The sequence below is a fragment of the Paenibacillus sp. JL3B1040 genome (assembly GCF_057063165.1).
This window is the reverse complement of record NZ_CM169317.1, coordinates 1,412,527-1,436,033: the sequence shown is the minus strand read 5'-3', so window position 1 is coordinate 1,436,033 and position 23,507 is coordinate 1,412,527. Positions and strand designations below refer to the sequence as shown.

Annotated in this window: 22 protein-coding genes; 3 read left to right on the top strand and 19 right to left on the bottom strand. The window is 57.7% G+C overall.

The window, feature by feature from the left end; genetic code table 11:
- Window positions 1-82: 82 nt before the first annotated feature.
- Entirely contained in the window at window positions 83-1,438 is a 1,356-nt protein-coding gene (locus tag ACZF99_RS06305; RefSeq protein WP_483610014.1) for a glucose-6-phosphate isomerase, read from the bottom strand.
- 226 nt (window positions 1,439-1,664) lie between these two features.
- Here ACZF99_RS06305 and ACZF99_RS06300 point away from each other — a divergent pair, with 226 nt between their 5' ends.
- Window positions 1,665-2,552 carry an NAD(P)-dependent oxidoreductase gene (locus ACZF99_RS06300; protein WP_483610012.1) on the top strand — a complete coding sequence of 296 codons (888 nt, stop codon included), beginning with the start codon at window positions 1,665-1,667 and terminating at the stop codon, window positions 2,550-2,552.
- Between the two features lie 113 nt (window positions 2,553-2,665).
- Here the strand turns inward: ACZF99_RS06300 and ppnP are convergent, their stop codons facing one another.
- The 4 genes from ppnP to ACZF99_RS06280 form a co-directional block, all read right to left on the bottom strand.
- Window positions 2,666-2,989 carry a pyrimidine/purine nucleoside phosphorylase gene (gene ppnP, locus ACZF99_RS06295; protein WP_483610010.1) on the bottom strand — a complete coding sequence of 108 codons (324 nt, stop codon included), beginning with the start codon at window positions 2,987-2,989 and terminating at the stop codon, window positions 2,666-2,668.
- A 165-nt stretch (window positions 2,990-3,154) separates the two neighbouring features.
- A complete protein-coding gene (gene tkt / locus ACZF99_RS06290; protein WP_483610008.1) occupies window positions 3,155-5,179 on the bottom strand; it encodes a transketolase in 2,025 nt (674 codons plus the stop codon).
- A 310-nt stretch (window positions 5,180-5,489) separates the two neighbouring features.
- Window positions 5,490-6,389, bottom strand: coding sequence for a formyltetrahydrofolate deformylase (purU, locus tag ACZF99_RS06285; protein WP_483610006.1), 900 nt, complete (start codon window positions 6,387-6,389; stop codon window positions 5,490-5,492).
- Window positions 6,390-6,426: 37 nt separating this feature from the next.
- Window positions 6,427-7,542, bottom strand: a complete 1,116-nt coding sequence (locus ACZF99_RS06280) for a deoxyribonuclease IV (protein ID WP_483610004.1) — start codon at window positions 7,540-7,542, stop codon at window positions 6,427-6,429.
- 236 nt (window positions 7,543-7,778) lie between these two features.
- On the opposite strand from ACZF99_RS06280, the gene ACZF99_RS06275 reads away from it, so the two are divergent.
- Together ACZF99_RS06275 and ACZF99_RS06270 are read left to right on the top strand one after the other, a co-directional pair.
- Entirely contained in the window at window positions 7,779-8,192 is a 414-nt protein-coding gene (locus ACZF99_RS06275) for a DUF2621 domain-containing protein (protein ID WP_410055666.1), read from the top strand.
- 77 nt (window positions 8,193-8,269) lie between these two features.
- Window positions 8,270-9,199 carry a TIGR01777 family oxidoreductase gene (locus tag ACZF99_RS06270; protein ID WP_483610002.1) on the top strand — a complete coding sequence of 310 codons (930 nt, stop codon included), beginning with the start codon at window positions 8,270-8,272 and terminating at the stop codon, window positions 9,197-9,199.
- Window positions 9,200-9,392: 193 nt separating this feature from the next.
- Here ACZF99_RS06270 and ACZF99_RS06265 read toward each other — a convergent pair whose 3' ends face one another.
- The 14 genes from ACZF99_RS06265 to ACZF99_RS06200 all read right to left on the bottom strand — a co-directional run bounded on the left by ACZF99_RS06265 (window position 9,393) and on the right by ACZF99_RS06200 (window position 23,394).
- Entirely contained in the window at window positions 9,393-10,427 is a 1,035-nt protein-coding gene (locus ACZF99_RS06265) for a FecCD family ABC transporter permease (protein ID WP_483610000.1), read from the bottom strand.
- Window positions 10,424-11,461: a FecCD family ABC transporter permease gene (locus tag ACZF99_RS06260; RefSeq protein WP_483609998.1), complete on the bottom strand. Its 1,038-nt coding sequence runs from the start codon at window positions 11,459-11,461 to the stop codon at window positions 10,424-10,426. The genes ACZF99_RS06265 and ACZF99_RS06260 overlap by 4 nt, the downstream gene beginning before the upstream one ends.
- Window positions 11,462-11,632: 171 nt before the next feature.
- Window positions 11,633-13,306 (bottom strand): DUF6382 domain-containing protein, encoded by a 1,674-nt coding sequence (locus ACZF99_RS06255; protein ID WP_483609996.1) that lies wholly within the window; start codon window positions 13,304-13,306, stop codon window positions 11,633-11,635.
- Between the two features lie 20 nt (window positions 13,307-13,326).
- A complete protein-coding gene (locus ACZF99_RS06250; protein ID WP_483609994.1) occupies window positions 13,327-13,830 on the bottom strand; it encodes an A24 family peptidase in 504 nt (167 codons plus the stop codon).
- 21 nt (window positions 13,831-13,851) lie between these two features.
- Window positions 13,852-14,925: a pilus assembly protein gene (locus tag ACZF99_RS06245; protein WP_483609992.1), complete on the bottom strand. Its 1,074-nt coding sequence runs from the start codon at window positions 14,923-14,925 to the stop codon at window positions 13,852-13,854.
- A complete protein-coding gene (locus tag ACZF99_RS06240) occupies window positions 14,894-17,122 on the bottom strand; it encodes a TadE/TadG family type IV pilus assembly protein (protein WP_483609990.1) in 2,229 nt (742 codons plus the stop codon). Before ACZF99_RS06240 ends, ACZF99_RS06245 begins: the two co-directional genes overlap by 32 nt.
- A gap of 31 nt (window positions 17,123-17,153) precedes the next feature.
- On the bottom strand, window positions 17,154-17,813 hold the full coding sequence (locus tag ACZF99_RS06235) for a TadE/TadG family type IV pilus assembly protein (RefSeq protein WP_483609988.1): 660 nt from the start codon (window positions 17,811-17,813) through the stop codon (window positions 17,154-17,156).
- A 2-nt stretch (window positions 17,814-17,815) separates the two neighbouring features.
- On the bottom strand, window positions 17,816-18,010 hold the full coding sequence (locus tag ACZF99_RS06230) for a Flp1 family type IVb pilin (RefSeq protein WP_483609986.1): 195 nt from the start codon (window positions 18,008-18,010) through the stop codon (window positions 17,816-17,818).
- Window positions 18,011-18,033: 23 nt separating this feature from the next.
- The gene (locus tag ACZF99_RS06225) at window positions 18,034-18,909 is read right to left on the bottom strand and encodes a type II secretion system F family protein (protein ID WP_483609984.1); all 876 of its coding nucleotides are present in this window, start codon (window positions 18,907-18,909) and stop codon (window positions 18,034-18,036) included.
- Window positions 18,910-18,925: 16 nt separating this feature from the next.
- Entirely contained in the window at window positions 18,926-19,738 is an 813-nt protein-coding gene (locus tag ACZF99_RS06220; RefSeq protein WP_483609982.1) for a type II secretion system F family protein, read from the bottom strand.
- A gap of 21 nt (window positions 19,739-19,759) precedes the next feature.
- The gene (locus tag ACZF99_RS06215; protein ID WP_483609980.1) at window positions 19,760-20,980 is read right to left on the bottom strand and encodes a TadA family conjugal transfer-associated ATPase; all 1,221 of its coding nucleotides are present in this window, start codon (window positions 20,978-20,980) and stop codon (window positions 19,760-19,762) included.
- A 2-nt stretch (window positions 20,981-20,982) separates the two neighbouring features.
- Window positions 20,983-22,125: a nucleotide-binding protein gene (locus ACZF99_RS06210; RefSeq protein WP_483609978.1), complete on the bottom strand. Its 1,143-nt coding sequence runs from the start codon at window positions 22,123-22,125 to the stop codon at window positions 20,983-20,985.
- Between the two features lie 466 nt (window positions 22,126-22,591).
- Window positions 22,592-23,017, bottom strand: coding sequence for a thiol-disulfide oxidoreductase DCC family protein (locus tag ACZF99_RS06205; RefSeq protein WP_483609976.1), 426 nt, complete (start codon window positions 23,015-23,017; stop codon window positions 22,592-22,594).
- Between the two features lie 98 nt (window positions 23,018-23,115).
- A complete protein-coding gene (locus ACZF99_RS06200; protein ID WP_483609974.1) occupies window positions 23,116-23,394 on the bottom strand; it encodes a hypothetical protein in 279 nt (92 codons plus the stop codon).
- Window positions 23,395-23,507: the final 113 nt, after the last annotated feature.

Here is a 23,507-nt window from a genome sequence, read left to right as displayed (position 1 = left end):
GCCAAGAAGCAGCTCCTCCGGTACCTTCCGGCGAACTGCTTCCTGGCGCTGATAAAAGGTAGTTCAAAAAGTTATCTACGGCTTATTCGGAAAGACGTGCTTCCAATTCGGCTTTTTCCTTCTCGTAACCCGGTTTGCCAAGCAGTGCAAACATGTTCTTCTTGTACGCTTCGACGCCCGGTTGGTCGAACGGGTTAACGCCCAGCAGGTAACCGCTGATGCCGCAGGCTTTTTCAAAGAAATAAACCAGGTAACCGAAGGAATACGGCGTCATATCCGGCACGTTCACGACCAGGTTTGGCACTTGACCGTCGGTATGCGCCAGCAGCGTCCCCTGGAACGCCTTCTTGTTGACGAAGTCGAGCGTTTTGCCGGCCAAGAAGTTCAAGCCGTCCAAATCGGCCGAATCGGATTCGATCGTGATGTGGCAAGGCACTTCGGTCACTTGGATGACCGTTTCGAAGATGTTCCGGTTGCCCTCTTGGATGAATTGCCCCATGGAGTGCAGGTCGGTGGAGAAATCAACCGAAGCCGGGTAGATGCCTTTGTAATCCTTGCCTTCGCTTTCGCCATACAGCTGCTTCCACCATTCCGATACATAATGCAGGGAAGGCTCGTAGTTGACGAGGATCTCCGTCACTTTGCCTTTGCGGTACAACGCGTTGCGGACAGCGGCGTATTGGTAGCTGGCGTTCTCGGCGAGGTTCGGGTTGCTGAATTCCTTCGCCGCGTCGGCTGCGCCTTGCATCATTTCTTCAATATTAATACCGGCGGTCGCAATCGGCAATAAGCCTACCGCAGTCAGTACGGAATAACGTCCGCCCACGTCGTCCGGGATGACGAACGTTTCGTAGCCTTCTTCGGTGGACAGCTTCTTCAGCGCCCCTCTGGCTTTGTCGGTCGTCGCATAAATGCGTTTGCGCGCTTCTTCCTTACCGTATTTCTTCTCCAGGGCGGCGCGGAAGATGCGGAAAGCGATGGCCGGTTCCGTCGTCGTCCCCGATTTGGAGATCACGTTCACGGAGAAATCCTTGCCTTCGATCAGGTCAAGCAGGTGATTCACGTAAGTCGAGCTGATGTTGTTGCCGGCGAAATAAATTTCCGGCGTTTTGCGCTTGTCCTTCGGCAGCAGGTTGTAGAACGAATGGGACAGCGATTCGATTGCGGCGCGCGCCCCCAAGTAGGACCCGCCGATGCCGATGACGATCAGGACGTCGGAGTCGCTTTGGATTTTGGCCGCCGCTTTCTGGATGCGGGCGAACTCTTCTTTATCGTATTCGGTCGGCAGGTTGATCCAACCCAGGAAATCGGAACCCGCCCCGGTACCTTTATGTAGCTGCTCGTGAGCCGTGCGAACCGGCTCCGCAAAATAATCGATCTCATGCTGCCCGACGAATTGCAGGGCTTTGCTGTAGTCAAACGTCACTTTTTTGGACATTGCTGAAACTCTCCTCCGTCTTATATTTATCACACTGACCTATCCAAGAGGAAACGCTCAAATGCTGCTGTCTGGTAAAAAAAGCCGGTCCGAACGCCGCCTCAAACAACTTAAAACTAGGATACTGTAAATCCCCGGCAATGACAAGGGCACAATATACAGGTTTCCGCGCGACGTGCTAAAATAATTAAATGATGTTCAATTCTTTGGGAAGATGGTGACGAACTTGAAAAAACTCGGATTTATCGGCCTCGGGACGATGGGGGCGCCTATGGCTTCCAACCTGCTAAAGGCAGGATATCCCGTGACCGTGTTTAACCGGACCGCATCCAAAGCGGCGCCCCTTGCCGAGCAGGGAGCCGCGGTGGCACCTTCGCCGAAGGAAGCCGCCGCCGGGGCGGACGTCGTAATCACGATGGTCAGCAACGACGAGTCCATCGCCGAAGTGTACGAAGGCGCGGACGGCCTATTAGCGGGAATCCGGCCCGGAACCGCCGTGATCGACTGCTCGACCATCTCGCCGGCGCTCGTCAAACGGCTGGCCGCGCAGATCGCCGCGCTGGGAGGCGCGTTCCTCGACGCCCCGGTCACCGGCAGTTCGCCGGCCGCGATCGACGGCACGCTCGTATTTATGGTCGGCGGTTCCGCGGAGACGCTGGCACGGGTGATGGATCTGTTTGACACGATGGGCAAGAAAGTGCTGCACATGGGCGACAACGGCAGCGGGGCCGTCGCCAAGCTGGCCCACAATACGATCGTCGGCATCAACAATCTGGCATTGGCCGAAGGATTTGCCATCGCCGCCAAATCGGGGCTGCCGGCGGACCGCTTCCTGGAGCTCGTGCAGCTCGGTTCCGCCGGCAGCAAAGCGGCGGAGCTCAAGGGACACAAAATCATCGAGCATGATTTCACGAACCAATTCTCGCTGGCGCTGATGCTGAAGGATCTGAAGCTCGCGTCCGCGCTGACCGACGGCTCGGGCATTCCGGCGCCGATGCTGAGCTTGGCCAAAAGCCTGTTCCAGGCGGGTGAAACCCAAGGCTTCGGCGATGAGGACCTCTCCTCCATCGTCAAAGTGTATGAAGCCTGGATCGGCAAGCAAATCGGCGACTAAGCCAGCCCGTTTTGAGCTTAAATGCGCATAAAGGCAGGTACAGCGAACTTTGCGTCGCTGTTACCTGCCTTTTTGGTTGCCTCGGGGCGCCGCCTCCGCCTTAGGCTCCCGGCTTAGGCTCCCGCCCCATAAGAGCAGCAGTAATCGGTGACGCTGCGCACCTCCAGCTTGAAGGAAGACTTGGCGGGAACGGTGAACGTCCCGCGCCCGCTGATTTCCCGCCACAGCGTTTCGCCGGGAAGCAACACCTTCAGGTCTCCGGACAAAATGTCCATCACTTCCAGCGAATCCGTACCGAATTCGTATTCCCCGGGGAGCATGATCCCCAGCGTCAGTTTGCTTCCGTCCGGAAGCCAAACGGTTCGGCTCGTGACTTTGCCGTCAAAGTAAATGTTGGCTTGCTTCTCTACGGTCACGTTTTGCAGTTGCTCTGTCACGTTCCCCTCTCCCTTCGGATCAAGAAGCGGATTCGACGTCGAATCTTGAATTCAGCCGGGCTTTCCGTTGCTCACGTAGATCCGTCTACGCTCCGCTACTCAAGCCCTAGCTTCATCCAACCTTCTCGGTGCTGAAAACCCGACTTTTTGAACTCCTATTCTTATTTACTTCAATTGGGCTTTCACGTGGTTGACCACGTTCTCGACCGTAAAGCCGTACTCTTCAATGACCTTGTCGCCAGGCGCGGAAGCCCCGAACTTGTCGATGCCGATGATCGAGCCTTGCTCGCCGACGAAACGCTCCCAGCCGAACGGATGCGCCATTTCCACGGCAACGCGGGCTTTGACTTCCGGCAGGATGACGGAGTCCTTGTACGCTTGACCCTGCTTGTCGAACAGATCCCAGCTCGGCAAGCTGATGACGCGAACGTGGATGCCTTCTTCCGCCAGAGCCGCTTGCGCTTTTACCGCGAGCTGGACTTCGGAGCCCGTGGCGATAATCTGCGCAACCGGCTTGCCGTCCTTCGCATCGGATACGACATAACCGCCGCGTTTGACGCCTTCGCGGGCCGCTTCAGCCGTACTCTCCAGGATCGGCAGGTTTTGACGAGTCAACACCAGTGCGACCGGATTCGATTTGTTCTCCACGGCATAAGCCCATGCCGCCGACGTTTCGTTGCCGTCCGCCGGACGGATGACCGTCAAGCCCGGAATGATGCGCAGGGAAGCCAGCTGTTCGATCGGCTCATGCGTTGGGCCGTCTTCGCCAACCGCGATGCTGTCATGCGTCAGCACGTAAGTGACCGGCAGCTTCATCAGCGCGGACAAACGTACGGCCGGGCGCAGATAGTCCGTGAACACGAAGAACGTGCCGCCGAACACCTTCAGGCCGCCGTGCAGCATGATGCCGTTCATCGCGGCCGCCATGCCGAACTCGCGCACGCCGAAGTACAAGTTGCGGCCGTCGCGGGTTTCCGGCGTATACATCGCCAAGTCGTTCAAGTGCGTCATCGTCGAGCTCTCCAGGTCGGCGGAGCCGCCCAGCAGTTGCGGTACGTTTGGAGCCAGTCCGTTAAGCGCGTTGCCGGAAGCTACACGCGTAGATACGGCTTTGTCCGTTGCGCTGTACTTAGGCAGCTTCGCATCCCAACCGGACGGCAGATCGCCGGCGACGGCCCGTTCGAATTGGGCAGCCAGCTCCGGATATTGCGCTTGATATTGCTTAAACGTTTCTTGCCAAGCTTGATAAGCGGCAATCCCGCGTTCTTTGACTTTGGCAAAATGCTCGCGCACTTCCTGCGGAACATGGAAATCTTCTTCATATACCCATTTGTAGTTCTCTTTGGTCAGCTTCGCTTCTTCCGCGCCCAGCGGAGAACCGTGCGTACCGCCGTGGCCGCCTTTGCCCTGTTTGTTCGGGCTGCCGTAGCCGATAATCGTCTTCACTTCGATCAGCGTCGGACGTTCGGTGTCGCGTTTCGCTTCTTCGAGCGCCGCTTCGATGGCCGCCAGATCGTTGCCGTCTTCCACGCGCAGCGTTTGCCAGCCGTATGCTTCGAAGCGTTGGCGCACGTTCTCCGAGAAGCTGAGGTTCAGCTTGCCGTCCAGCGAGATGTCGTTGGAGTCATACAGGAAAATCAATTTGCCGAGCTTCAGGTGTCCGGCAAGCGATGCCGCTTCGCTGGCCACGCCTTCCATCAGGTCGCCGTCGCCGCAAATCCCGTACGTATAGTGGTCGATCACTTTCAGATCGCCTTTATTGTAAGTCGCCGCCAGTTGGGTTTCCGCAAGCGCCATCCCTACGGCCATCGCCAAGCCTTGGCCGAGCGGGCCGGTAGTTGCATCGACGCCGGCGGTGTGGCCGAACTCCGGATGACCCGGGGTTTTGCTGCCCCATTGGCGGAATTGTTTGATTTCTTCCATCGGGAGGTCGTAACCGGACAGGTGCAGCAAGCTGTACAGCAGCATGGAGCCGTGGCCGGCGGACAAGACGAAACGGTCGCGGTTGATCCAGGTCGGTTCGTCCGGATTATGGTTCATCGTTTTGGCGAACAATTGATAACCCATGGGCGCGGAGCCCATCGGCATGCCCGGATGGCCGGATTTCGCCTTCTCGATCGCGTCGATCGCCAGCGTACGAATGGTGGTGATCGAGAGATTGTCGATCGTATTATTGTCTGCAAGTGACATTCGTGTTTCCTCCTTAGTTATGAAAAATCGTTGAAAATCATGAAACTTTAACGCTCCGATTACAAAACAATCATTTTGAAAAAATCATTTTGACTTTATCTATTGTAGCACTTCCTACTTCCCTTTTCCATACCATTATTCCATTATTCCCAACCCTTCCCCTGCCAATGAGCCGTTTTGGGCTTGTTTTCAGGAACATACGTTGAACGAGCGGATCGCTTGCCGAAGAGCGGAAAAAATCAAAAACCGGCACCATGTCGAGCGGCCCATGGTGCCGGTTTGGTTATCCGAATGTCGTCGGGTGGTCCGGTCAGTTGAACACTACCGTCTTGTTCTGATGCACCAAGATCCGGTCCTCGATATGCCATTTCACGGCCCGGGCCAGCACGACCCGTTCGATGGTCCGCCCGATTCGCTTCAATTCGTTCACGTCGTCGCGGTGGCTGACGCGCTGCACGTCCTGCTCGATGATTGGGCCGCCGTCCAGCTCCTCGGTCACATAATGCGCGGTAGCGCCGATAATCTTGACCCCGCGGTTATACGCTTGGGCGTACGGCTTGCCTCCCACAAACGCCGGCAGGAACGAGTGGTGAATGTTGATCAAGCGATTGCGATACGGCTCGATCAATGCCGGGGAGACGATTTGCATGTATCTCGCCAGCACGATCAAGTCGACCTTGCCTCCGACGATCTCCAGCTGCTTTTGCTCGGCTTCGCGTTTCGTCTCCGGCGTCACCGGAATGTGGTAGTAAGGAATCCCAAACGATTCGACGTATTCCTTCATATCCGGATGATTGCTCACGACCATGGAGATTTCAGCGTCCAGATCGCCCGCCTGCCATTGCCATAGCAGCTCGACCAGGCAGTGATCCTCCTTGGACACGAAGATCGCCAGCTTCTTCTTACGGCTTAATTGATAAATGTTCCACTCCATCCGAAACTGCGAGGCGATCGCTTCGAAATCGCTCCTTAGTGCCGCGACTCGCCCGTCCAATCCGTCCAGGTCGAATTCCACCCGCATAAAAAACATGCCGCCCTCCGGATCCATCGTATACTGGTCCGATTGCACGATATTCGCTCCATGCTCGTACAGGAAGCGGGAAACCGCAGCAACGATTCCCGGCCCGTCCGGGCAGGAGATCAGCATGCGCGCGCGGTGGCTCTCATAAGGTTTGACGGGTTGTCCGCCCGTTTTGATATGCATATCCATTGTTTGTCCATTCCCCTTGCCGCAAATGATGTCTTCGTTATTTAGCCGCGCCGGCGAACCAGGCAACGATGCGCTGGTTCACCTGCTCTTCCGTAAGCTCCGGGAACAGGCCGGCTTCCGTCGCGAGGTCGTACAGCCGCTCCATCGGCTCGCGCGGATCGGCTTTTTTGGCTTTGGCATCGTTCTTGAGTATCGTCCACGTATCCAGCACGAAGGAGCGGGACCCGATGTCCTGCTTGGCGAAAAAGTCGGACAGGCGCTCCACGTCGCTTAGGAACGCATCGCCGAACCGCTCGCCGACGTTCCCGCGCAGCAGCGCGATTTCCACTTCATACATCGGACGTTGGGTTTTCGCATCCTTCCCGACCCAAGGCGTCTCCAGAATGAACGGCCGGCCCTGCAATCCCTCGTGATGGACGACGCGGTGGATCGCATCGAATCCGATCCAACCGGAGCCGATCGGCGTATGGCGGTCTTTAGCCGCGCCTACCGGGTTTTTGCTGTCATTGATATGAACGACTTCAATCCGCTTCAACCCGATCGTGTCGTCGAATTTCTTCAGGACGCCGTCCAGATCATGAACGATGTCATACCCCGCATCATGAATGTGACAGGTATCGAGGCAGATGGTCAGCCGCTCGTTATGTTGGACTTTATCGATAATTTGCGCGATTTCCTCGAAGCTGCGGCCGATTTCCGTCCCTTTGCCGGCCATCGTTTCCAGCGCGATGCAAACGTCGGTTTCCCCCGTTCCGTTCAGGACTTCGTTAAGTCCTTCCGCAATGCGGTTCACCCCGTACTCGGCATCCTTGTCCGTAAAAGCGCCGGGATGAAGCACGATATTGCGCACGCCAAGCGCGTGGGTGCGGCGGATTTCCTCCTGCAGGAAGTCGACGGCAAGCTGGTAGGTGTTCGATTTGTAAGAACCCAGATTGATAATGTAAGGCGCATGGACGACGATTTCGCCGATACCGGCCTGCTCCATCGCCGCTTTGCCTTCTTCAATATTCATCGATTCGATCGGTTTACGCCGCGTATTTTGCGGTGCCCCGGTGTATATCATGAAGGAGCTGGAGCCGTATGTGGCCGCCTCGGCCGTGGCGCTGAGCAAGCCTTTGTCCGAGAACGATACGTGGGAACCAATTTTCAGCAACGTGTTTTCCCCCTTTTGGACATTAAATCGCTAAACAAACCTATTTTAGCTTGAATGCTGAAATAAATAAAGAAATAAGGTATAATTTGAGCAGATTATCTCAGTTTTGAAAGATTCAATTTCTACTATTATGATAGCTGAATTTGAAGCGAAAAGCGAAATCCGTTCCGAGGTGATGAATCGTGCTGCAATCTATCGTTTACATACTGACCGCCCAAGGCCCAAATCGCTGGTTTATGAACAGCATTGCATTCTGGGGCTTCGTGCTGCTTGGGATGATGGCGATTGGCGGCTTCTTTATGTTTCGCAAATTTTTGAAGGTGCTCCCGAAGGCGGACGGCATGTCGAAGCTGGACTGGCAGAACCATTGGGTCGAGCAAAGCCGCCATCTCTGGACGGACGAAGCCAAAGCGTTCCTCGACCGACTGGTTGAACCCGTACCGGGGCCTTTCCGGGATATCGCCAAGCATTCGATCGCGGCGGAGATCGGCAAAATCGCGCTGCAGGAGAAGGCTTCCGAAGTCACGCAGGAACACTGCATCCGAGGTTATATCGTAGCCACGCCGAAACGCGACAACAAGTTCCTCGTCAAGTTTCTGGAGAAGAACCAGATCGATTACCGGCCTTACCGGCATTTAATGAATAAGTAAATTCGCGCGAAACGACATCCGGTTCCTTGTCTTGCACCAGGCGGCCGGATGTTTTGCGTAAAGGAGGGATCAGACGCATGAAGGCGGCCATCTTCGGGGGATCGGGGTTTATCGGCCGGGCGCTGGCTGAGTTTTGGCTGAGCCAAGGACACGAGGTGATGATCGTCACGCGGGGGGCTAACGGGAGAAAACGCTGGCTCCGAGAAGCGGCAGCTTCCGAGGCTCTATTGACATCCGTAACGTGGGCTGATCTGGAGACGAAACCCTCCTTGCTGGAAGGCGCCTCGACAATCGTGAATCTGGCCGGTGCTACACTGAATCAGCGGTGGTCGAAGCCGGCCAAACGGCGGATTCTGGAATCCCGCCTGGAATCCACCCGGGCGGTTGCCCGCGCCGTTGAGCGGATGAACCGGAAACCCGAGGTAGTCTTGCAAAGCTCGGCGGTTGGCATCTACGGCACCTCGTTCACGGAAATATTTGACGAGGGCTCGGCGCTCCCGTCCCCTCCCTCCGATTTTCTAGCCGAGGTGACGAAGGCCTGGGAGGAGACCGCCGACCGGGAGTTCTGCGGAGTCCGCTTGGTCAAGCTGCGCACCGGGGTCGTGCTGGGGCTAGACGGCGGTGCGTATCCGTTGATGCGCCTCCCCTATTTGCTAGGCATCGGCGGCAGCATCGGCAGCGGCAAGCAATGGGTCCCGTGGATTCATATCCGGGATATGGTAAGGCTGATCGATTACGGTGCGGCTCATCCGGAAGTTCGCGGCCCGGTAAACGCGGTCAGTCCGCAGCCGGTGACGAACCTTGAATTCGGCCGCACCGTATGCAGCGTGCATCACCGTCCCTTCTGGCTGCCGCTGCCGGCAGCGGTGCTTCGAACCGCGCTGGGCGAGATGTCGCTGCTGCTGCTCGCCGGGCAGAAGGTCGTCCCCCAAGCCGCGCTTGATGCGGGGGTTGCCTTCGCTTTCCCCGATTTGGAATCGGCGGTCGCCGACCTGATTAAAACATAAGAAAAGCGTCTATCGACATACCTTCAAAGTAGACAGGCCGCGTTTCGCGGATGTTTTTCTTGCGGGATCAGGGTGCCAATGCCCCGAAGTTGATACTTTCTGCCCTGATATCTAAACAAATTCAAAAACGGCCCGGAGTGCTGGATTTCCCAGTCTCCGGGCCGTCGTTATGAATCCGGCCCTTGCCCGAAACCTACACTCGGGACTTCGTCAGCAAATACAGGAAATACGGCGCGCCGATGATCGCCACGACGATCCCCGTCGGGATCTCGGCCGGCTGCAGCACCCAGCGGCCCAGCGTGTCGCCCAGAATGACGAGCAAACCACCGGCCAGCGCGGAGGCCGGAAGCAAGTACTCATGCTTGGGTCCGACCAACCGGCGGGCCAGATGCGGCGCGATCAGCCCGACGAAAGAGATGCCGCCGCCCACCGCGACGCAGGAGCCGGTCAAACCAACCGCAGCCGCCAGAAGCCCAAGACGGGAACGCTCCAGCGGGGTGCCGAGACCGGTCGCGGTCTGTTCGCCCAGGTTGAGCACATTGAGCGCGCGGGCCTTCAGAAACACGTAAGGCAGCAACACGATCAACCAAGGCAGCAGCGCCAGCACATACTTCCATGACGTGCCCCAAATGCTGCCGACCAGCCAGATCTGCAGCATCTGGAAGTTCTCCGGGCGGAGCCGGAGCTGCAGCACGATCATCGCTGCGTTGATGCCAGCGGCTACGGCGATCCCGACCAGCACCATCCGGATCGGGAGCAAGCCGTGATTTTTTTTGAAGGAAAGCACATAAATCAAGGCCGCCGCCCCGGCCGCTCCAAGCAGCGCCAATACCGGCATCAAGAAGACGGGGGCGCTGGCCGTAGTCGGATAGAACGAAATGAATAACGTTACCGCAAGTCCTGCTCCGGCATTGATGCCCAGCACGCCGGGATCGGCCAGCGGATTGCGTGAGATGCCTTGGAAGATACAGCCGGCAACCGCCATCCCCATCCCGATCAGCACGGAAATCACGATGCGCGGCAACCGGAAATCGAACAGGATCAGCTCTTGCTTTTCCGTTCCGTAGCCAACCAGCGTCTTGAATACGTCAAGCGGCGAAAGCCGGATAAATCCGGTATTCATGCTAAAGATGAATACCGCGACAATCAACAGGGCGAACACGCTCATCACGAGATAAGCCTTACGGGCTTTTTGCCGCAAGTGCAGCGGGGTTTCGATGCGATTCATTCCAATCCCCCCTTCTGCTTCATGGCGAGGTAGAGGAAGAACGGTACCCCGATGACGGCGATCAAAGCGCCGATCGGCGTTTCATGCGGCGGATGGACCATCCGCGCCAAAATATCCGCAAACACCATCAGCAAGCTGCCAAGCAGAGCCGAAGACGGGATTACCCAGCGGTAATCGACGCCGACGAGAAAACGGGCAACGTGCGGAACCATCAAGCCGACGAATCCGATGGCTCCGACGATCGAAACGGCGCTGCCGGCAAGAATCAATACGATGATCATGCCAATCGTCTTGATCAAGCGCGTTCTTTGGCCCAAGCCGGTCGCCACCTCTTCGCCGAGGCTCAGCAGGGTAATCGATTTGGACAACAGCAGGGCGCAGAACAATCCCGCGAATACCCAGGGCGAGACCAGCTTGATTTGCAGCCAGTTGGCGCCGGCGATCGCGCCGGCGTACCAGAAAGCAAGATCCTGTCCGATCTTAAAATAAATCGCGATCCCTTCGCTGATCGCGGTGAGCAGCATGCTGACGGCCGCGCCTGCCAACGTTAGTCGTACCGGGGACATGCCTCCCTTGGTCATGGAGCCGATGCCGAACACCAATCCGGCACCGAGTCCCGCTCCGATAAACGAATAAAACATCGTAAGCAGGAACGAGGTACCCGGCATCAAAGCGAAGCAAATGGCCAGCGCCAGACCGGCGCCGGAGTTGAGTCCCAACAAGCCGGAATCGGCCATCGGGTTGCGGGTCATCCCCTGCATGATCGCCCCGGCCACCGCCAGCGCCGCGCCGATCAATGCAGCCGCCAGAGCGCGCGGGAGCCGCAGTTCCATGATGATTTGATGCTGGGTTTGCTCCGCCTGAAAGTGGAACAAAGCATCCCAGACGGTGGAGAGTTTAATATCTGCCGCCCCGACGGAAATCGAGAGACCAATGGCGAACAGCAGGAGCGCCGCGCCGCCGAACAAAATCAAAGTTGCCGCAAGCGGGCGGGAACGCAAGCGCGGTTTGGTAGATTGGGTTATTGCCGACATGTCGAGAACCATCCTTTAATCAATTTTGCAGCGGATAAGAGCGCTATTCTATGTAATTGAGAATCATTCTCGTTCATTATACCCGCTTTTCCGTCAAGAATCTACGATTCATTTCAAATTGATTGTTGAGGATTGGACCCCTGTCGGCGAAAGCTCCCTAATTCTTGCGAGTCAAGCCGCTTCCGCACCGAATTTAAAGTTCGTATCCGCCAAGACAAATACATCGTCCGCTTGCAGCGGATATTCTTTGTAGGGCGCCACGCTTTCCCCGTTAAGCAAGGTTCCGTTTTTGGAGCCGAGATCCTTCAGCGTACAGCCGTGCACTGTCACCAAAATTTCCACATGGGCACGGGAAACGCCTGCGGTGTTCTCGACATATTGAACAAGCTCCTCGGAACGGCCGATCACGAAGCTGCCTGGAGTCAGCGGAATCCGTTCAAGCTCGCCGCCAGCGGCCTTGTACCGCTCTAAATAAAAACGCGGAGGGCGTTCGCTGGGCGGAGGGTCCTGCCTTTGTTGCATGGGCCGGCTCAGCAGCACCGTAGGCGGCGACAACACCCGCTCGGGATCGGGCACGCCTTCGGCTGCGGCCGATTCCAGCTTCCCGCCGGAGAGCTCCGGCAGATGTGCAAAAGGCTCCCTGGATGCCCCCGCCGGTTCCGGGAACTCCGGTTCTTGAAACGACCTTCCGGACGGGAACGCGGAATGCCCCGAAACTTCGCGATTTCTGCCGGCGAACGATGGTCCCGAATGCCGTTCCGTCGATAAGCCCAAAAGACCGGATATTCCCGTCAGCCCCGCCGGTGCCTCCTCCGCCATGGCTCCGCCCGCTTCCTCCGCCATGTCAGCAGGGCTCCGAAGCTTGCGCCAGAGCGCAAATCCGGCAGTTCCCAAGAGTGCGGTAGTCACAACGCATAACGACAACCCCAATGTTCCGGGGCGATCAAAGTAAAGCAGCTTCCAGCATAAAGCATCCACAAGAAGAATGCCCAGCACAAGGTAGGTCGGTCGTAGCGCCGTTTCGTTCGGTACCGTCTCTTCGTCGAGCCCTGGCCACTCCTCCCGGGTTGCGTTGGCATCGGCCATGGCGGAACCGGACCACCCCAAGCCCCCCGGCTCTGCCGCCTCCCGTTCCGGCAAGTACTCCCTGACGACGGCGGAACGAGGGGGCTGCCGCGATGGCTCCGAGCGTTGTGGGATCGAATCGTTCCCGCTCCCGGCCGGCTTCGTCCCCCTTGCCGCAGCATGGAGCTCCGGCTCGGCATCCGAGCCGTCCGACAGCAGACGCAGCAGCATTTTTTTTAGCTCTCCCAAAGAAAACAGCTCATCCCCGCATAACCGGACCAACTGCGGGATCCCGTCCCCCTCGACCCGGGAGACGCAGGTCAGCAGCCGAGTCATCAGCGCCAGCAAGGCCTGGGACAACGGAGGAGCGGCCGGCGACTCCTTCCAGGGGACGTATGTAAAATACATCGCCCCGCTGGATAGCGGCTCCTCCACAAAGATATGCGCCTCATCCAGCAAAAAACCGGATGGCGACAACATATACCTCTTGCTATCCTCGAGCACGGCAACGACCTGAAGCAGCAAACCGTAAAACTCCGGCATGCCGATTTTGTCGCTGCGCAGGCATTGGGAGAGCATTCTTTTTCCGGTGATGTCGTAATGCAGGCTGACCCGATAATCGATCTCTCGGATATCGAGCCGCAGCAGGTTCGGCACCGTTACCGCAGCCAACATGGAACGCTGGACGCGGTTCAGATGTTCGGACCGCAGCCCCTCCTTGGCCTCAAGAATCATGTAGGTTCCGCCGTCCCTGACAAAATCGGCAACCAGCTCCGGCATGATACGCCCCTCCTCGCTCATTACATATAGTAAACCGCCAGTATAATTCCCGGCAGCACCGCCAACATGAACGGAAACTGAAGCTGGCCGTTGCCCGTCGACCGAAGCGGGCCCAAACTGCGCAGCGCAGCCGCCCCAAGGACACCGCCAGCGATCCGCCGGAGACGAAGCCCGGTCTCGCGGCGGCAAATCAAGAGGACCAGCCCGATACACCCCGCGGCCAAAATCGAGTACATCATCGTCGATAAGGTCAAAGCGATGCCCGTCCAGGCCCCAATTCCCGCAAACAGCTTCACATCGCCGCCTCCGACCGCACGCAGCAAATACAGTGCAAACATCAGTCCAAAGCCGGCCGCCGCCCCACCCGCCGCGAACCATGCCCCTTTCCATCCTTCCGTCAACAAGTGATAGGACAATCCGGAGCAAATCCCCGTGACCGTGATGATATTAGGAATTTTCATCGTTCTTAGATCCGTAACGAAAGCCGCAAGCAGCATGAGAAAACAACCCCAGACCTCGATCATGAATCCTCCGCACTTCCTTTCCTATTTCGAATGCGGGCTTGCTACCTCGAACACGTCCGTCGTACGCAAGCCTTCCTCCGTTTCGATCACGAAACTCCACGTCCCCGGCGTGGTGTTTCCGCCGACCAGCCACGTCCAGGAGATCCTGCCTTGATCGTCCGCGGTCGCTTCCCCCAAATACTTCGCCTGGCTGACCCCGCTTTTGTAATAAACGGTCAGCTTGGCGGTTGTCCCCGGGGCAACCTGAGCCAAAATGCTAGCCCGGTGTCCGGCGTACGCCGGATCAGGCTTGGCGAGGACGACCGGCGCTTGCCCCGTTTGCCCTTCCCCGCTTCCGTCCCCCGGATCCAGCTCACCGGTATCGCCGATCCAAAGCCGCTCCTCCGCTCTCGCTTGCAGCACCATCCGCCGTCCGGTAAACGGAACCTTCAGCGGCAGCTCGTAACTCACCTCGAGCCCGAAATAAGGCTGCTTGCCCGTCTTCAAGTCCGGGACCGTCACACGGCTGACGTGCAAGCGCTCTTCTTCCAGCAAGGTTCCCTGCAGAAAAGGGTGCAGCATCGGTTTGACAAGCGGGTCCAACACGGCCTGCGCCGCACTAGCCCTTAGCTCCTGCAGCGGTTCGTCGCCTTTGCGCGCCGCTTTCGTCACCCAGGTTGACAGAGGTTCCGGCAGGTTTGCCGCATATTGCCCCGCCCAATCCTCCAGCGATAGGGATGGCATCCGCCAGGTAAACGGGCCGTTTCCCGATGCGGTCCCCTTGCCGGAGCCTTCCGTAGCCATCCCCGCCGGATTCCCTTGCCCCGTCCCTCCTGCCGGAGTCGGTATTTCTTGCTGCCCGTTGCCCTGTTCCGCAACCGCCAGGGCCACCGGATAAATGTGCGCGGAGATCTGTTTGGCGGCATTTGCCGCCGCCGCGTGCAGTTGTCCGGAGAGCAGTGTCATATGGACGAGGAAAATAAACCAGAACACGACCAGCACGAATACGGGAGCGATCAGGGCGGCCTCCAGGGTGATGCTTCCTTCCGATTCCTTCCCCCGAGAACGACGCGGCTTTGACCTCTCAATAGGAAAAGTCCGCTTGCTTGGCAACATAATACCGGCTTCCTTCCACGTTTCCTTTCAACACGCCGGCTTTCCCCAGCGCTTTGCAAACTCCGGGCAAAAACCATAGCGGCATCGCCACCGTCACCTTCCCTTTGACATAAGTGGCCCGCTCCGCCGGATCGATCCCGGTGTTCATCGCGATGACGGCCAGCATTCGTGACAACCGATTTTCGCTGCGGCCATGCAGCAGTAAAAACAACCGGAGATGATCCCGGTAGGTCAGATCGACCTTAAGGTAGGCGCTCAACTGGATTTTCCCGTCCCGGGTCAATGCAACCATATCCTGCAGCGCATGCTGCACTCCGTATAGCAGCGCCGAAGCGAAGACCAGCAGCGGATTCCCTTTGCCCGCGTTTTTGCCGAAGCCCTCCATGGTTCGAATCGCCAGCCGCATGGCAAATATCTCCCCAAACGCTGCGGCGATATTCCCTCCCGGATTGTGCATGCCGTACAAAATGTACTCGATCTCTTGGCGCTCCGGAGCCAATTGCCCGCGAATCGCCTCCGGTTCGTCCGATTGGACTCCGCCTTCAAGCAAGCCGTTCAGGACGCTGACATCCAGGAAGCGAAAATAGCTCGCAATATATTCCGTTTGATATACGGAATCCGACATGCCTCCCATCAGCCCCGCCAAACCGCCGTATAAGCCGTCCATGCTTGCCATGGATGCCCGTCCCGCCTCGCTCGGAACGTCGTTCAAAGCCGCCGCGGCAAACTCCTCGCCGGAAGCCGAACGGTTTAAGGAACGATTGGCTTCCATGATCGCCTCCAGTTGATCGAATTGCGCTTGATGTTCTTTCAGCCCGATTTTGAGCTGTTCAATCTTCCTTATCCAGCCGGCTGCATCTTTCAGCTTGGCGCTAGCCGCTTGTTCCGCAGCCTTCCGCTCCTTGTCGGAAGACCGGTGGCTTTCCAGCCGACGGGCGCTCGCCTCCAAGACATTGCCCGGACCCGGGTCGACAAACTGCCGCAGATAGGCGTCGCATGCCCGGGCGGCGCTGCTGACGCTCGAAGCGAAAGAAGCAGACGATGCCGTTGCCGTTATCACAGATCCGGCTTGTGCAAGCAAAGGGCTTCCGGCACTGCGGAGTCCGGCGAATGCCGCCGCCTGCCGATCGATATCCGCGGCCAGGCCGGCAAACGTCTCCTCGGATAGCAGAAGGGAGCCTGCCTGCGCCCGGATATCGGCGATCACGCCGCCTTCGCCGGCCGGATCGGCGCTGCCGCCTTGGGTACTCCTCCCGGCGGACACTTCGTCATAGCCCGCCTGCGCCGGGCGCCGCTCCGCCTCCTCGATCGTTTGCCGCATTTGCTCATTGATCCGTCGCGCTTCCTCAAGCAGAGCCTGCGCCTGCGGCAGGTTTGACGCATGCTTCTGCTCCGCGTTAAGTTGATCGCGGTCCAGTTCGGCAAACCGCGCCCCGGTTGCGGAACGGTAGCGGCTGATTTCCGCCGCATACATCCGATCCTCGGGTTCTTTGCCCGCATCCGCCTCGACTTTGCTTACATAATCGGGATATTCGGCCGCGGCATCGGCCAGCGTGGAAATGCTGCCGTTCCAAGCCTCGCCGCTGCCCCTACCGCCGCCCCCCGACAGGACTTTCGCGTACGGCTCCACCGTTTGGGCCGCTTGCCGCTGCTTCTCCAGGAGCTCGTCCAGCTTGGCCTCCCTTTGGTCGTACAGCTTCTGCAATTTCCCCAGCAAGTCCACCGTATTCGAAGCTTCCTTCATGACTTGGGCCATCGGTTTGAACCGATTCAACAGCTCGATGGCGACATCGATCGGCGCCCGGTATTTCATTTGTTCGCGAATTTGCTGTTCGAACACCGCATAGGTTCCTATAGGACGCAGCAATTCGACGGAGGAGGAATCCAATTGAGCTCCCAGCAAAGGCAATCCCTCGTTTTGCCGGACAAGTTCGAACTGATCCTGAAGCACCTTCGACATGATGTAGCTCCCATCGGTTTGCCCATACGCAAACAAACCGTAACGTTCGGCCAGCTCCCGGTCGTAAGCGGACAGGACGGACCTCGAAGCCGCATGCGTCATAACCTCCGCTTTGGCCTGCAGCGCAAACATTCGGGAATAATCGATAAACATGGCGACAAATGCGAATACCGCGGCAAAAATCACGATAAAAAATACCGTAACGGCCCCTTGCTCCGCACGTTTCCGTTGAAACACCGATACCTTCGCTCCTTTCCGGGCTCCCGGCTTACTTGCCGAACAGCTTCAGCGCTTCCTTCGCCTCTTGCTTGTCCATCCCCCCAATTCCCCCGGCACTCCGGAATTTCTCGCCGTAATAGCGCGCGAGTTCGACGCTGCGGATCCATTCTACCGGCTCGACAACGTAGGCCTCCGCGCGCCCGTTCTGATTCAACTCGCCAATCCAGCCCTCGAGCGGCGCCAGCGGGACCAGCCGCTCCAAAGCAATGCTTACTTTGCGCAGGAGCAGCCGGTTGTCGTAGCGCATCTCCCCATCGATGCTCCCGGGCAGTCCGGTTCCCGTCCTGCCGAGCTTCTTAAACGGGAGCGATCGGCCCGCCTCGTCCGCCCCTGCGGGCAAATCCAGCCTTACCGCGCCACCTGCGCCGCTCCAGCCAAAGATGGCTTGCAGCATACCATCCTCCTCCAGGCGCCAGTAGAGGGAATCGTATTCCCCTTCGGCAAAAGCTCCGGACAGAACGTCCCGATGGCTGTTGTCCCAGACATAGGCGGTTCGCTCGGCCGCGACGGAGGCGGCCTGCCCCAACAGCACGTGTTGGTAGAGGTAGAGACAGAAGAACAAGAGAATCAGCACCGTGTAAAAAATGATCGGGAGCACCAGTGAAGCTTCCACCGTAAAGCCCCCGCGTTGATCCCGCCACAGCCGCATCCCTAATCCTTATCCATGAAGCTTTCGGTTTTCGACTTGGCTTTCCCGAGCAGGCTCTCGACGATTTCCTTCAACTGATCGCGGAAGATCACGGCGATAATGACGATGACCGCGATAATCAAGATCATTTCAAGCATGCCGAGCCCTTCTTCATTGCGCCAAACCCCTTTGATTTCCTTGCGAAATGCGGTTAACATGTTTTACTCCTCCTCTGCATGATTTACAAATTCATCATCATAAACGCGGGTGCGCCAACCAGAATCAGCACCGTCATAAACAGCAACACCATCGGAAACACCAGCTTGGAAGAGGCCTGCTCTCCCAGCGTTTTGCCGACTGCTTTGCGCTTCTCCCATAGCGAACGGGACAGATCCCGCAGAGCCAGCGCAAAATCTTCCCCGCCGCGACGGTAGTTTAACAGCACCGCCGTCGTAAAAGCGGCTACCTCCTGGATGCCGCAACGTTTGCTGAACCCTTCCATCGCTTGCTGAAAAGAATCGCCCCCCTCCCATTCCTTCTGCATTTGCAGCAGCTCCCGGTATAACGGATGGCCGGCCTGCTCCCGTTTGCGCTCCAGGCACAGCTTGATCGCCTGCTGAACCGTGGAGCCGGCGCCCACCAGCAGCACAATTTTGTTCAACAGCTCCGGCAGCTCCAACAGGATGGCCTGCTCTCGCCGCTGTACCTTCCGATAAAGGTCGTTGATCAGCGCGATCGGGATCAGCACAGCCAGCAGGCCGCCGATCGCCAAGCCGGCACCGCCGCCGCTCAGCAGCGTCATGATGCAACCGAGGAGAAGGCACAGATAACCGTACGTTAGCGCTTCTGCCAACAACAACAACGTCAACTCTCCGGTACGCCGGATGCCGCCGATTTTCTGCACGGCACGCTGAAGCTTAAAGAAGAAGCCCGGAAACCGCTGGGACACCTTGATCCGCTCCGAAAACAGCAGCATCGGCGGCGAGAAGCGCTTAAGCCTTAATCCCTCCAGGGTCAATCCGGCATAACCGCGATAGAGAAACCGGGATTTCCGGTAGGCATAAATCCAGCAGCCGCATAAAACGATCAACAGCAATCCCGCAACCGACAGGTACATTTCCGGAACGCCCCCTCTATATCCGAATATCGATGATCTTTAACATCAGCCAGGCGCAGGCCGCAAATAACACCAATGCCAGGCCTGAAATCAACAATCCGGCTCCATGATGCAGCGGGCGCATATAGTCCGGTGAAGTCATTTGCATAAATAGCAAAAACAAAACGGGCGCCGCCAGCATGGCCTTCGCTTCGAACCGCTTCTGGGCGATCATCACGCCGATATCCTGGCTGATCTCCAGCTTCTCGCCGATGAGGTTCGAGGTCCGCCGGACGACTTCCACCAAATCTCCGCCGGAACGCTTGCAGGTGGTAAACACATCGGCAAAGTTCTCGATATCCTCCAGCGCGGCCCGGCGGCCGAAGTCCAGCAAGGCTTCCTCGACCGGCTGCCCGTAATCCATGCGGGCGCAAATAATCGCAAGCTCCCGCATGACATCGTTGTCCCCGTCCGGATAAAGCAGCTTCAAATCGTCGATCGCCTCGCGAAAACCGTTCTCCACCGACCGGCCGGCAGCCAATGAGGAGGACAGCGAATACAGCGCCTGCTTAAAATGCAGGCTGAGGTTTTCCCGCCGCCGCCGCAGCAGGTAGCCGCTCCAATATTTCGGCGTAAACGCCCCGCATAACGAAAGCAGCAGCGCCAGCGGGATGACGCGGAAGAAGATGTACCCCAAAGCAAAGAAAGCCGCTCCTCCAACCAGCACGCAAATGATTCTCTGCCGCGGGGACAACGGATACGTCCGATAATCCGCCAGCTTAGCCCTATCTTGTGCGGACAACAGATCACCCTTGCGCCGCTGCAAATGATCCCGCATTTTCAGCAACATTCCGCCCCCTCCTTCATGCGATCAGCCGGCATGCAATCCCGCCATGCGCAGCTTGTCCAAATGAATTAACCCCGTGCCGCTGCCTTGCAGGCTCCCAACGATTCGGCCGTTCCTCTCCCCTTCTTCCCGGAACGTAAATAGCGGCTGAAGCACCACCTCCCCATCCCGCAGACCGGCGACCTCGGATATTTCCGTCACCCGGCGCGAACGGTCGCGCAGGCGAGACAAATGCACGAAAAGGTCGATGGACGAGGCGATTTGCTTCCGAACGACCGGAAGCGGCAGTTCGGCTCCGCTTAGCACCATCGTCTCCAACCGGCTGATCATGTCGGCGGTGCTGTTGGCGTGCCCGGTCGACAAACTGCCGTCATGTCCGGTATTCATCGCCTGCAGCATGTCCAGCGCTTCGGGCCCGCGCACCTCGCCGACGATGATCCGGTTGGGCCGCATCCGCAGTGAGGACCGGATCAGATCGCGGACGGTAATTTCGCCTTTCCCTTCCGTATTGGCGTTCCGGGTTTCGAGCGAAACCAGATTGGGCACCGTAACGATCTGCAGCTCGGCGGAGTCTTCTATCGTGATCACCCTCTCGTCGGGCGGGATGAACTGGGACAAAGCGTTCAAAAACGTCGTTTTCCCGGAGCCCGTTCCGCCGCTGATAAAGATGTTGTATTTGCTTCGTACCAGCCGCTGCAGCAGATCCGCCGCTTCCTCGCTGAGCGAGCCGATCGCGACCAGCCGCTCCATCGTCAGCGGCCGTTCCGGGAATTTGCGGATCGTCATCGTCGGGCCCTTCAAGGCCACGGGGGGCAGCACGATATTGACCCGGGACCCGTCCCGGAGCCGGGCGTCAACGATCGGCGACGATTCGTTCACCACCCGATTGACGCCGGACACGATTGTTTGGATGATGTCCTCCAATCGTTCTCTGGACTCGAAGCGGACGGAAATCCGTCGGACCTGCCCCTCCCGTTCAATGAAAATCTCTTCATGGCTGTTAATCATAATTTCCGTTACGCTGCGGTCCTCCACGAGCGGTTGAAGCACATCCAGCCCGCGAAACGAATCGTATAGCCTGCGCACCCATTTGCGCTTCTCGGCTGCGGTTGCCCCGCCTACCCGCCGATCCTCCAGCACGCGCCGCTCGATATAGTCCAGCAGTTGATCGTCGTTCAGCACGGAGGTGACGTCCAGCCCTTGGCGAATCTCACCGCGCAGCGCCGCAAAGTCCGCTTCCTCCATCCTTATCCCTCCAGCGCCAGCGGAATCGGTTCCTCGTCATGGAGCTCGCGGCAAAGCCGGGTTATGTCGCGTTGATAAAGCGGGGAGTGCAGCAATTCCCCATGGGGGCTGCCTTGATTCCAGGCCGGAATATAAGATAACGTTGCCTGTAAATTCATTTCCGGTCTCGGCAGGTCCACCGACCGCTTACCGGTATATCGATTGAGCGCAAACCGGGTTTTCCCCAGGAGTGACCGATAAAAGGAAGGGCGCGTGCGTTCGAGATGAGCCAGCCATCCCCCGGTCTTGCGCATCACGCCCCAGTCGTCCGTGACGATCCAAACGATACGATCCGCCCGCTCCAACACCGCTTCCGTACGACCGTCCGGATAGGAGTCCATATCCACGACCACCGAATCATACAAACCGCTGCCGGCGATATAGTCGATTAACTCCGCCGTATCCTTGCGTTCCATCTCCAAGAGCTCGTTGAGATTGTCAGGAGGGGCCAGCGTATCCCCTTGTAATACGGGATGCCTGTAGGCGTAGGCGGAAATCGGAAACCGGAGCGGTTCCCGCCGGTCATCCGCCGCCTTCAGATCGTACAGTAGCCGGGCCAGCCCCGATTGCTCCTCCCTCAAGGCCTGTCCGGCAAGCGGCAGTGCGCTGCCGATCGTCTCCAGGTTAAGGTAAAACACCTTTCCCCCTTCCGTCGCCAACTGCCGGGCCAGATGAAGCGCAACCGTCGTCTTGCCGCAGCCTCCCACACTGGAATAAACCCCGATGACCAGCGACTGTCCACCGGTCCGCACCGTCTTCTCCACGCCTCCCCGGACCCGCTCGATCACCGCCGAAAGCAACTGATGCAGCGGCTGATACTTCTCGACACGAAGGCTGCCCGTTACTTGCGAATCGCCGCCTGCCCCCAGTTCGATGCAGCAAAATCCAGGCAGCTTCAATGGATCCACCGCCTCAAGAAATGCCGCGTCACCCAGTGCCGCATCGACCTCCCCGGCGGATTCCAGCACATATTGGGCAAACGCCTCCTTCCGGCTGAACGCCGTTATCACTAATCGCCGGTCAAACTCGCTCGCATGCACATAGCGCAATAATGCGTCGATATACTCCTCTTCTTGCACGGCCAACGCCAATTTGATCGGAACCATGTCCACCCTCCCCTAATGGAACGAAAACAAAAAAACACCGCCCAAAACCCGATAAACAATCGGATCATGGACGGTGCTTCCGTTCCGTATTCCTTAAATTTACAGTAAGAATATCACAGTTTTGGATATTGGGCAAGTCCTATTTCGCGGACAGGGTGTCCGGATCGTTCTACTAGTTGGAAATGGCCAAGCTAATTGGAAATCCTCCACTTCAATCTGTTCCATTTAGACAATCGGCAGGTGCCAAGTGGATTTTCTACAACTAAGTTATGGGAACTTGCTCGAAAACGGCTATAAATGGGCAAAATAAGTGGGGTATTTCCAACTAATTCCCTCAAAACTTCACTTTTCGCTCGAAATAGATGTGCTTTTTCCACTTGGTCCTGCCTCCTAGCCATCCGACGCCATTCGATTGGAACGCTACTTCCATCCTCCCCCTACATGCTCATTTTCCCAAATTTCGCTGCTACCCATCCTCCAAAAACCGTTCCTTTAGCTCCCGGGTCGGCACCAGGCAGGTCTCGTCCTTACCGAACCACCCGTAACGATGCTTGGCGACGAATTGATACACCGCGTCCCGAAGTCCTCGCGGTACGAGGATCAAGGCATACAGCAGCGGCCAGGGATAACGAAGTCCTCTCGCAATACGTAATGCCGCCGCCGATCGGGTATAACAGGTCCCGCGTTCGATCAAAACGACGCTGTCCAGTGCCTTCCCCTGCGCGCCCGCCGTTTTCAGCAGCCGGGCTCCGGCCTCGGATTGCAGGGAAGCGAAACGGAAACGGGCGACCGGATCCCTTTGGATGATAAATTTGACCGCTCCTTGGCATAAATGACATACGCCGTCAAACAATACGACGCGCTCATCCTTGTCTTTCGGTTTGCTCGGCATGCTCCGGCTCCCCTCTCCGCTTGGAATCGACGCTTTCCTCCAAGAAAAAAAGCACGGGAAGTTTCCCGTGCTTGCCGTCGCCAGCTGGCTAAAGCGTATTACTCGGACGCAAGCTTGTCGAGCCACTGTCCTTCTACCATCTGACGGTTGATTTCACCCGAAAATTTCTCCATGCATTGGCAAATGAAGTCTTTCCGGCAGACCGGACAAGGTGTCTTTTGCAGCCTGCTGACGTTGGTTAACCGCCATTCGGGATTACGGTGGTAAAACACGCGGCACGCCGTACCGTCGGCCATATTGACGATAAACTCGTACAATCCGTCATTTTCGTTGCTGCCGGCCTTGGTTACATTTGAAACATTCGGTCTGTAGGACATGTTATCACCCGTATTATCAAATTTCGTTCCTGAGCAACGCTCTTTTAGTACTTAGTCATATTAAATAATTTTTATCGGCGTGTCAACTTGAAAACCCGCCCAGGTGGCCCGAT

Bases quoted from the DNA above. Each gene is read 5' to 3' on its own strand.
- ACZF99_RS06200 (WP_483609974.1), bottom strand. From the start codon at position 23,394: ATGTCCTACAGACCGAATGTTTCAAATGTAACCAAGGCCGGCAGCAAC.
- ACZF99_RS06270 (WP_483610002.1), top strand. From the start codon at position 8,270: ATGAAGGCGGCCATCTTCGGGGGATCGGGGTTTATCGGCCGGGCGCTG.
- ACZF99_RS06260 (WP_483609998.1), bottom strand. From the start codon at position 11,461: ATGTCGGCAATAACCCAATCTACCAAACCGCGCTTGCGTTCCCGCCCG.
- ACZF99_RS06215 (WP_483609980.1), bottom strand. From the start codon at position 20,980: ATGGAGGAAGCGGACTTTGCGGCGCTGCGCGGTGAGATTCGCCAAGGG.
- ACZF99_RS06305 (WP_483610014.1), bottom strand. From the start codon at position 1,438: ATGTCCAAAAAAGTGACGTTTGACTACAGCAAAGCCCTGCAATTCGTC.
- ACZF99_RS06275 (WP_410055666.1), top strand. From the start codon at position 7,779: ATGAACAGCATTGCATTCTGGGGCTTCGTGCTGCTTGGGATGATGGCG.
- ACZF99_RS06230 (WP_483609986.1), bottom strand. From the start codon at position 18,010: ATGTTAACCGCATTTCGCAAGGAAATCAAAGGGGTTTGGCGCAATGAA.
- tkt (WP_483610008.1), bottom strand. From the start codon at position 5,179: ATGTCACTTGCAGACAATAATACGATCGACAATCTCTCGATCACCACC.
- ACZF99_RS06225 (WP_483609984.1), bottom strand. From the start codon at position 18,909: ATGTACCTGTCGGTTGCGGGATTGCTGTTGATCGTTTTATGCGGCTGC.
- ACZF99_RS06255 (WP_483609996.1), bottom strand. From the start codon at position 13,306: ATGCCGGAGCTGGTTGCCGATTTTGTCAGGGACGGCGGAACCTACATG.
- ACZF99_RS06210 (WP_483609978.1), bottom strand. From the start codon at position 22,125: ATGGTTCCGATCAAATTGGCGTTGGCCGTGCAAGAAGAGGAGTATATC.
- ACZF99_RS06235 (WP_483609988.1), bottom strand. From the start codon at position 17,813: ATGCGGCTGTGGCGGGATCAACGCGGGGGCTTTACGGTGGAAGCTTCA.
- ACZF99_RS06250 (WP_483609994.1), bottom strand. From the start codon at position 13,830: ATGATCGAGGTCTGGGGTTGTTTTCTCATGCTGCTTGCGGCTTTCGTT.
- purU (WP_483610006.1), bottom strand. From the start codon at position 6,389: ATGGATATGCATATCAAAACGGGCGGACAACCCGTCAAACCTTATGAG.
- ACZF99_RS06205 (WP_483609976.1), bottom strand. From the start codon at position 23,017: ATGCCGAGCAAACCGAAAGACAAGGATGAGCGCGTCGTATTGTTTGAC.
- ACZF99_RS06265 (WP_483610000.1), bottom strand. From the start codon at position 10,427: ATGAATCGCATCGAAACCCCGCTGCACTTGCGGCAAAAAGCCCGTAAG.
- ACZF99_RS06245 (WP_483609992.1), bottom strand. From the start codon at position 14,925: ATGTTGCCAAGCAAGCGGACTTTTCCTATTGAGAGGTCAAAGCCGCGT.
- ACZF99_RS06220 (WP_483609982.1), bottom strand. From the start codon at position 19,738: ATGTTGCTGAAAATGCGGGATCATTTGCAGCGGCGCAAGGGTGATCTG.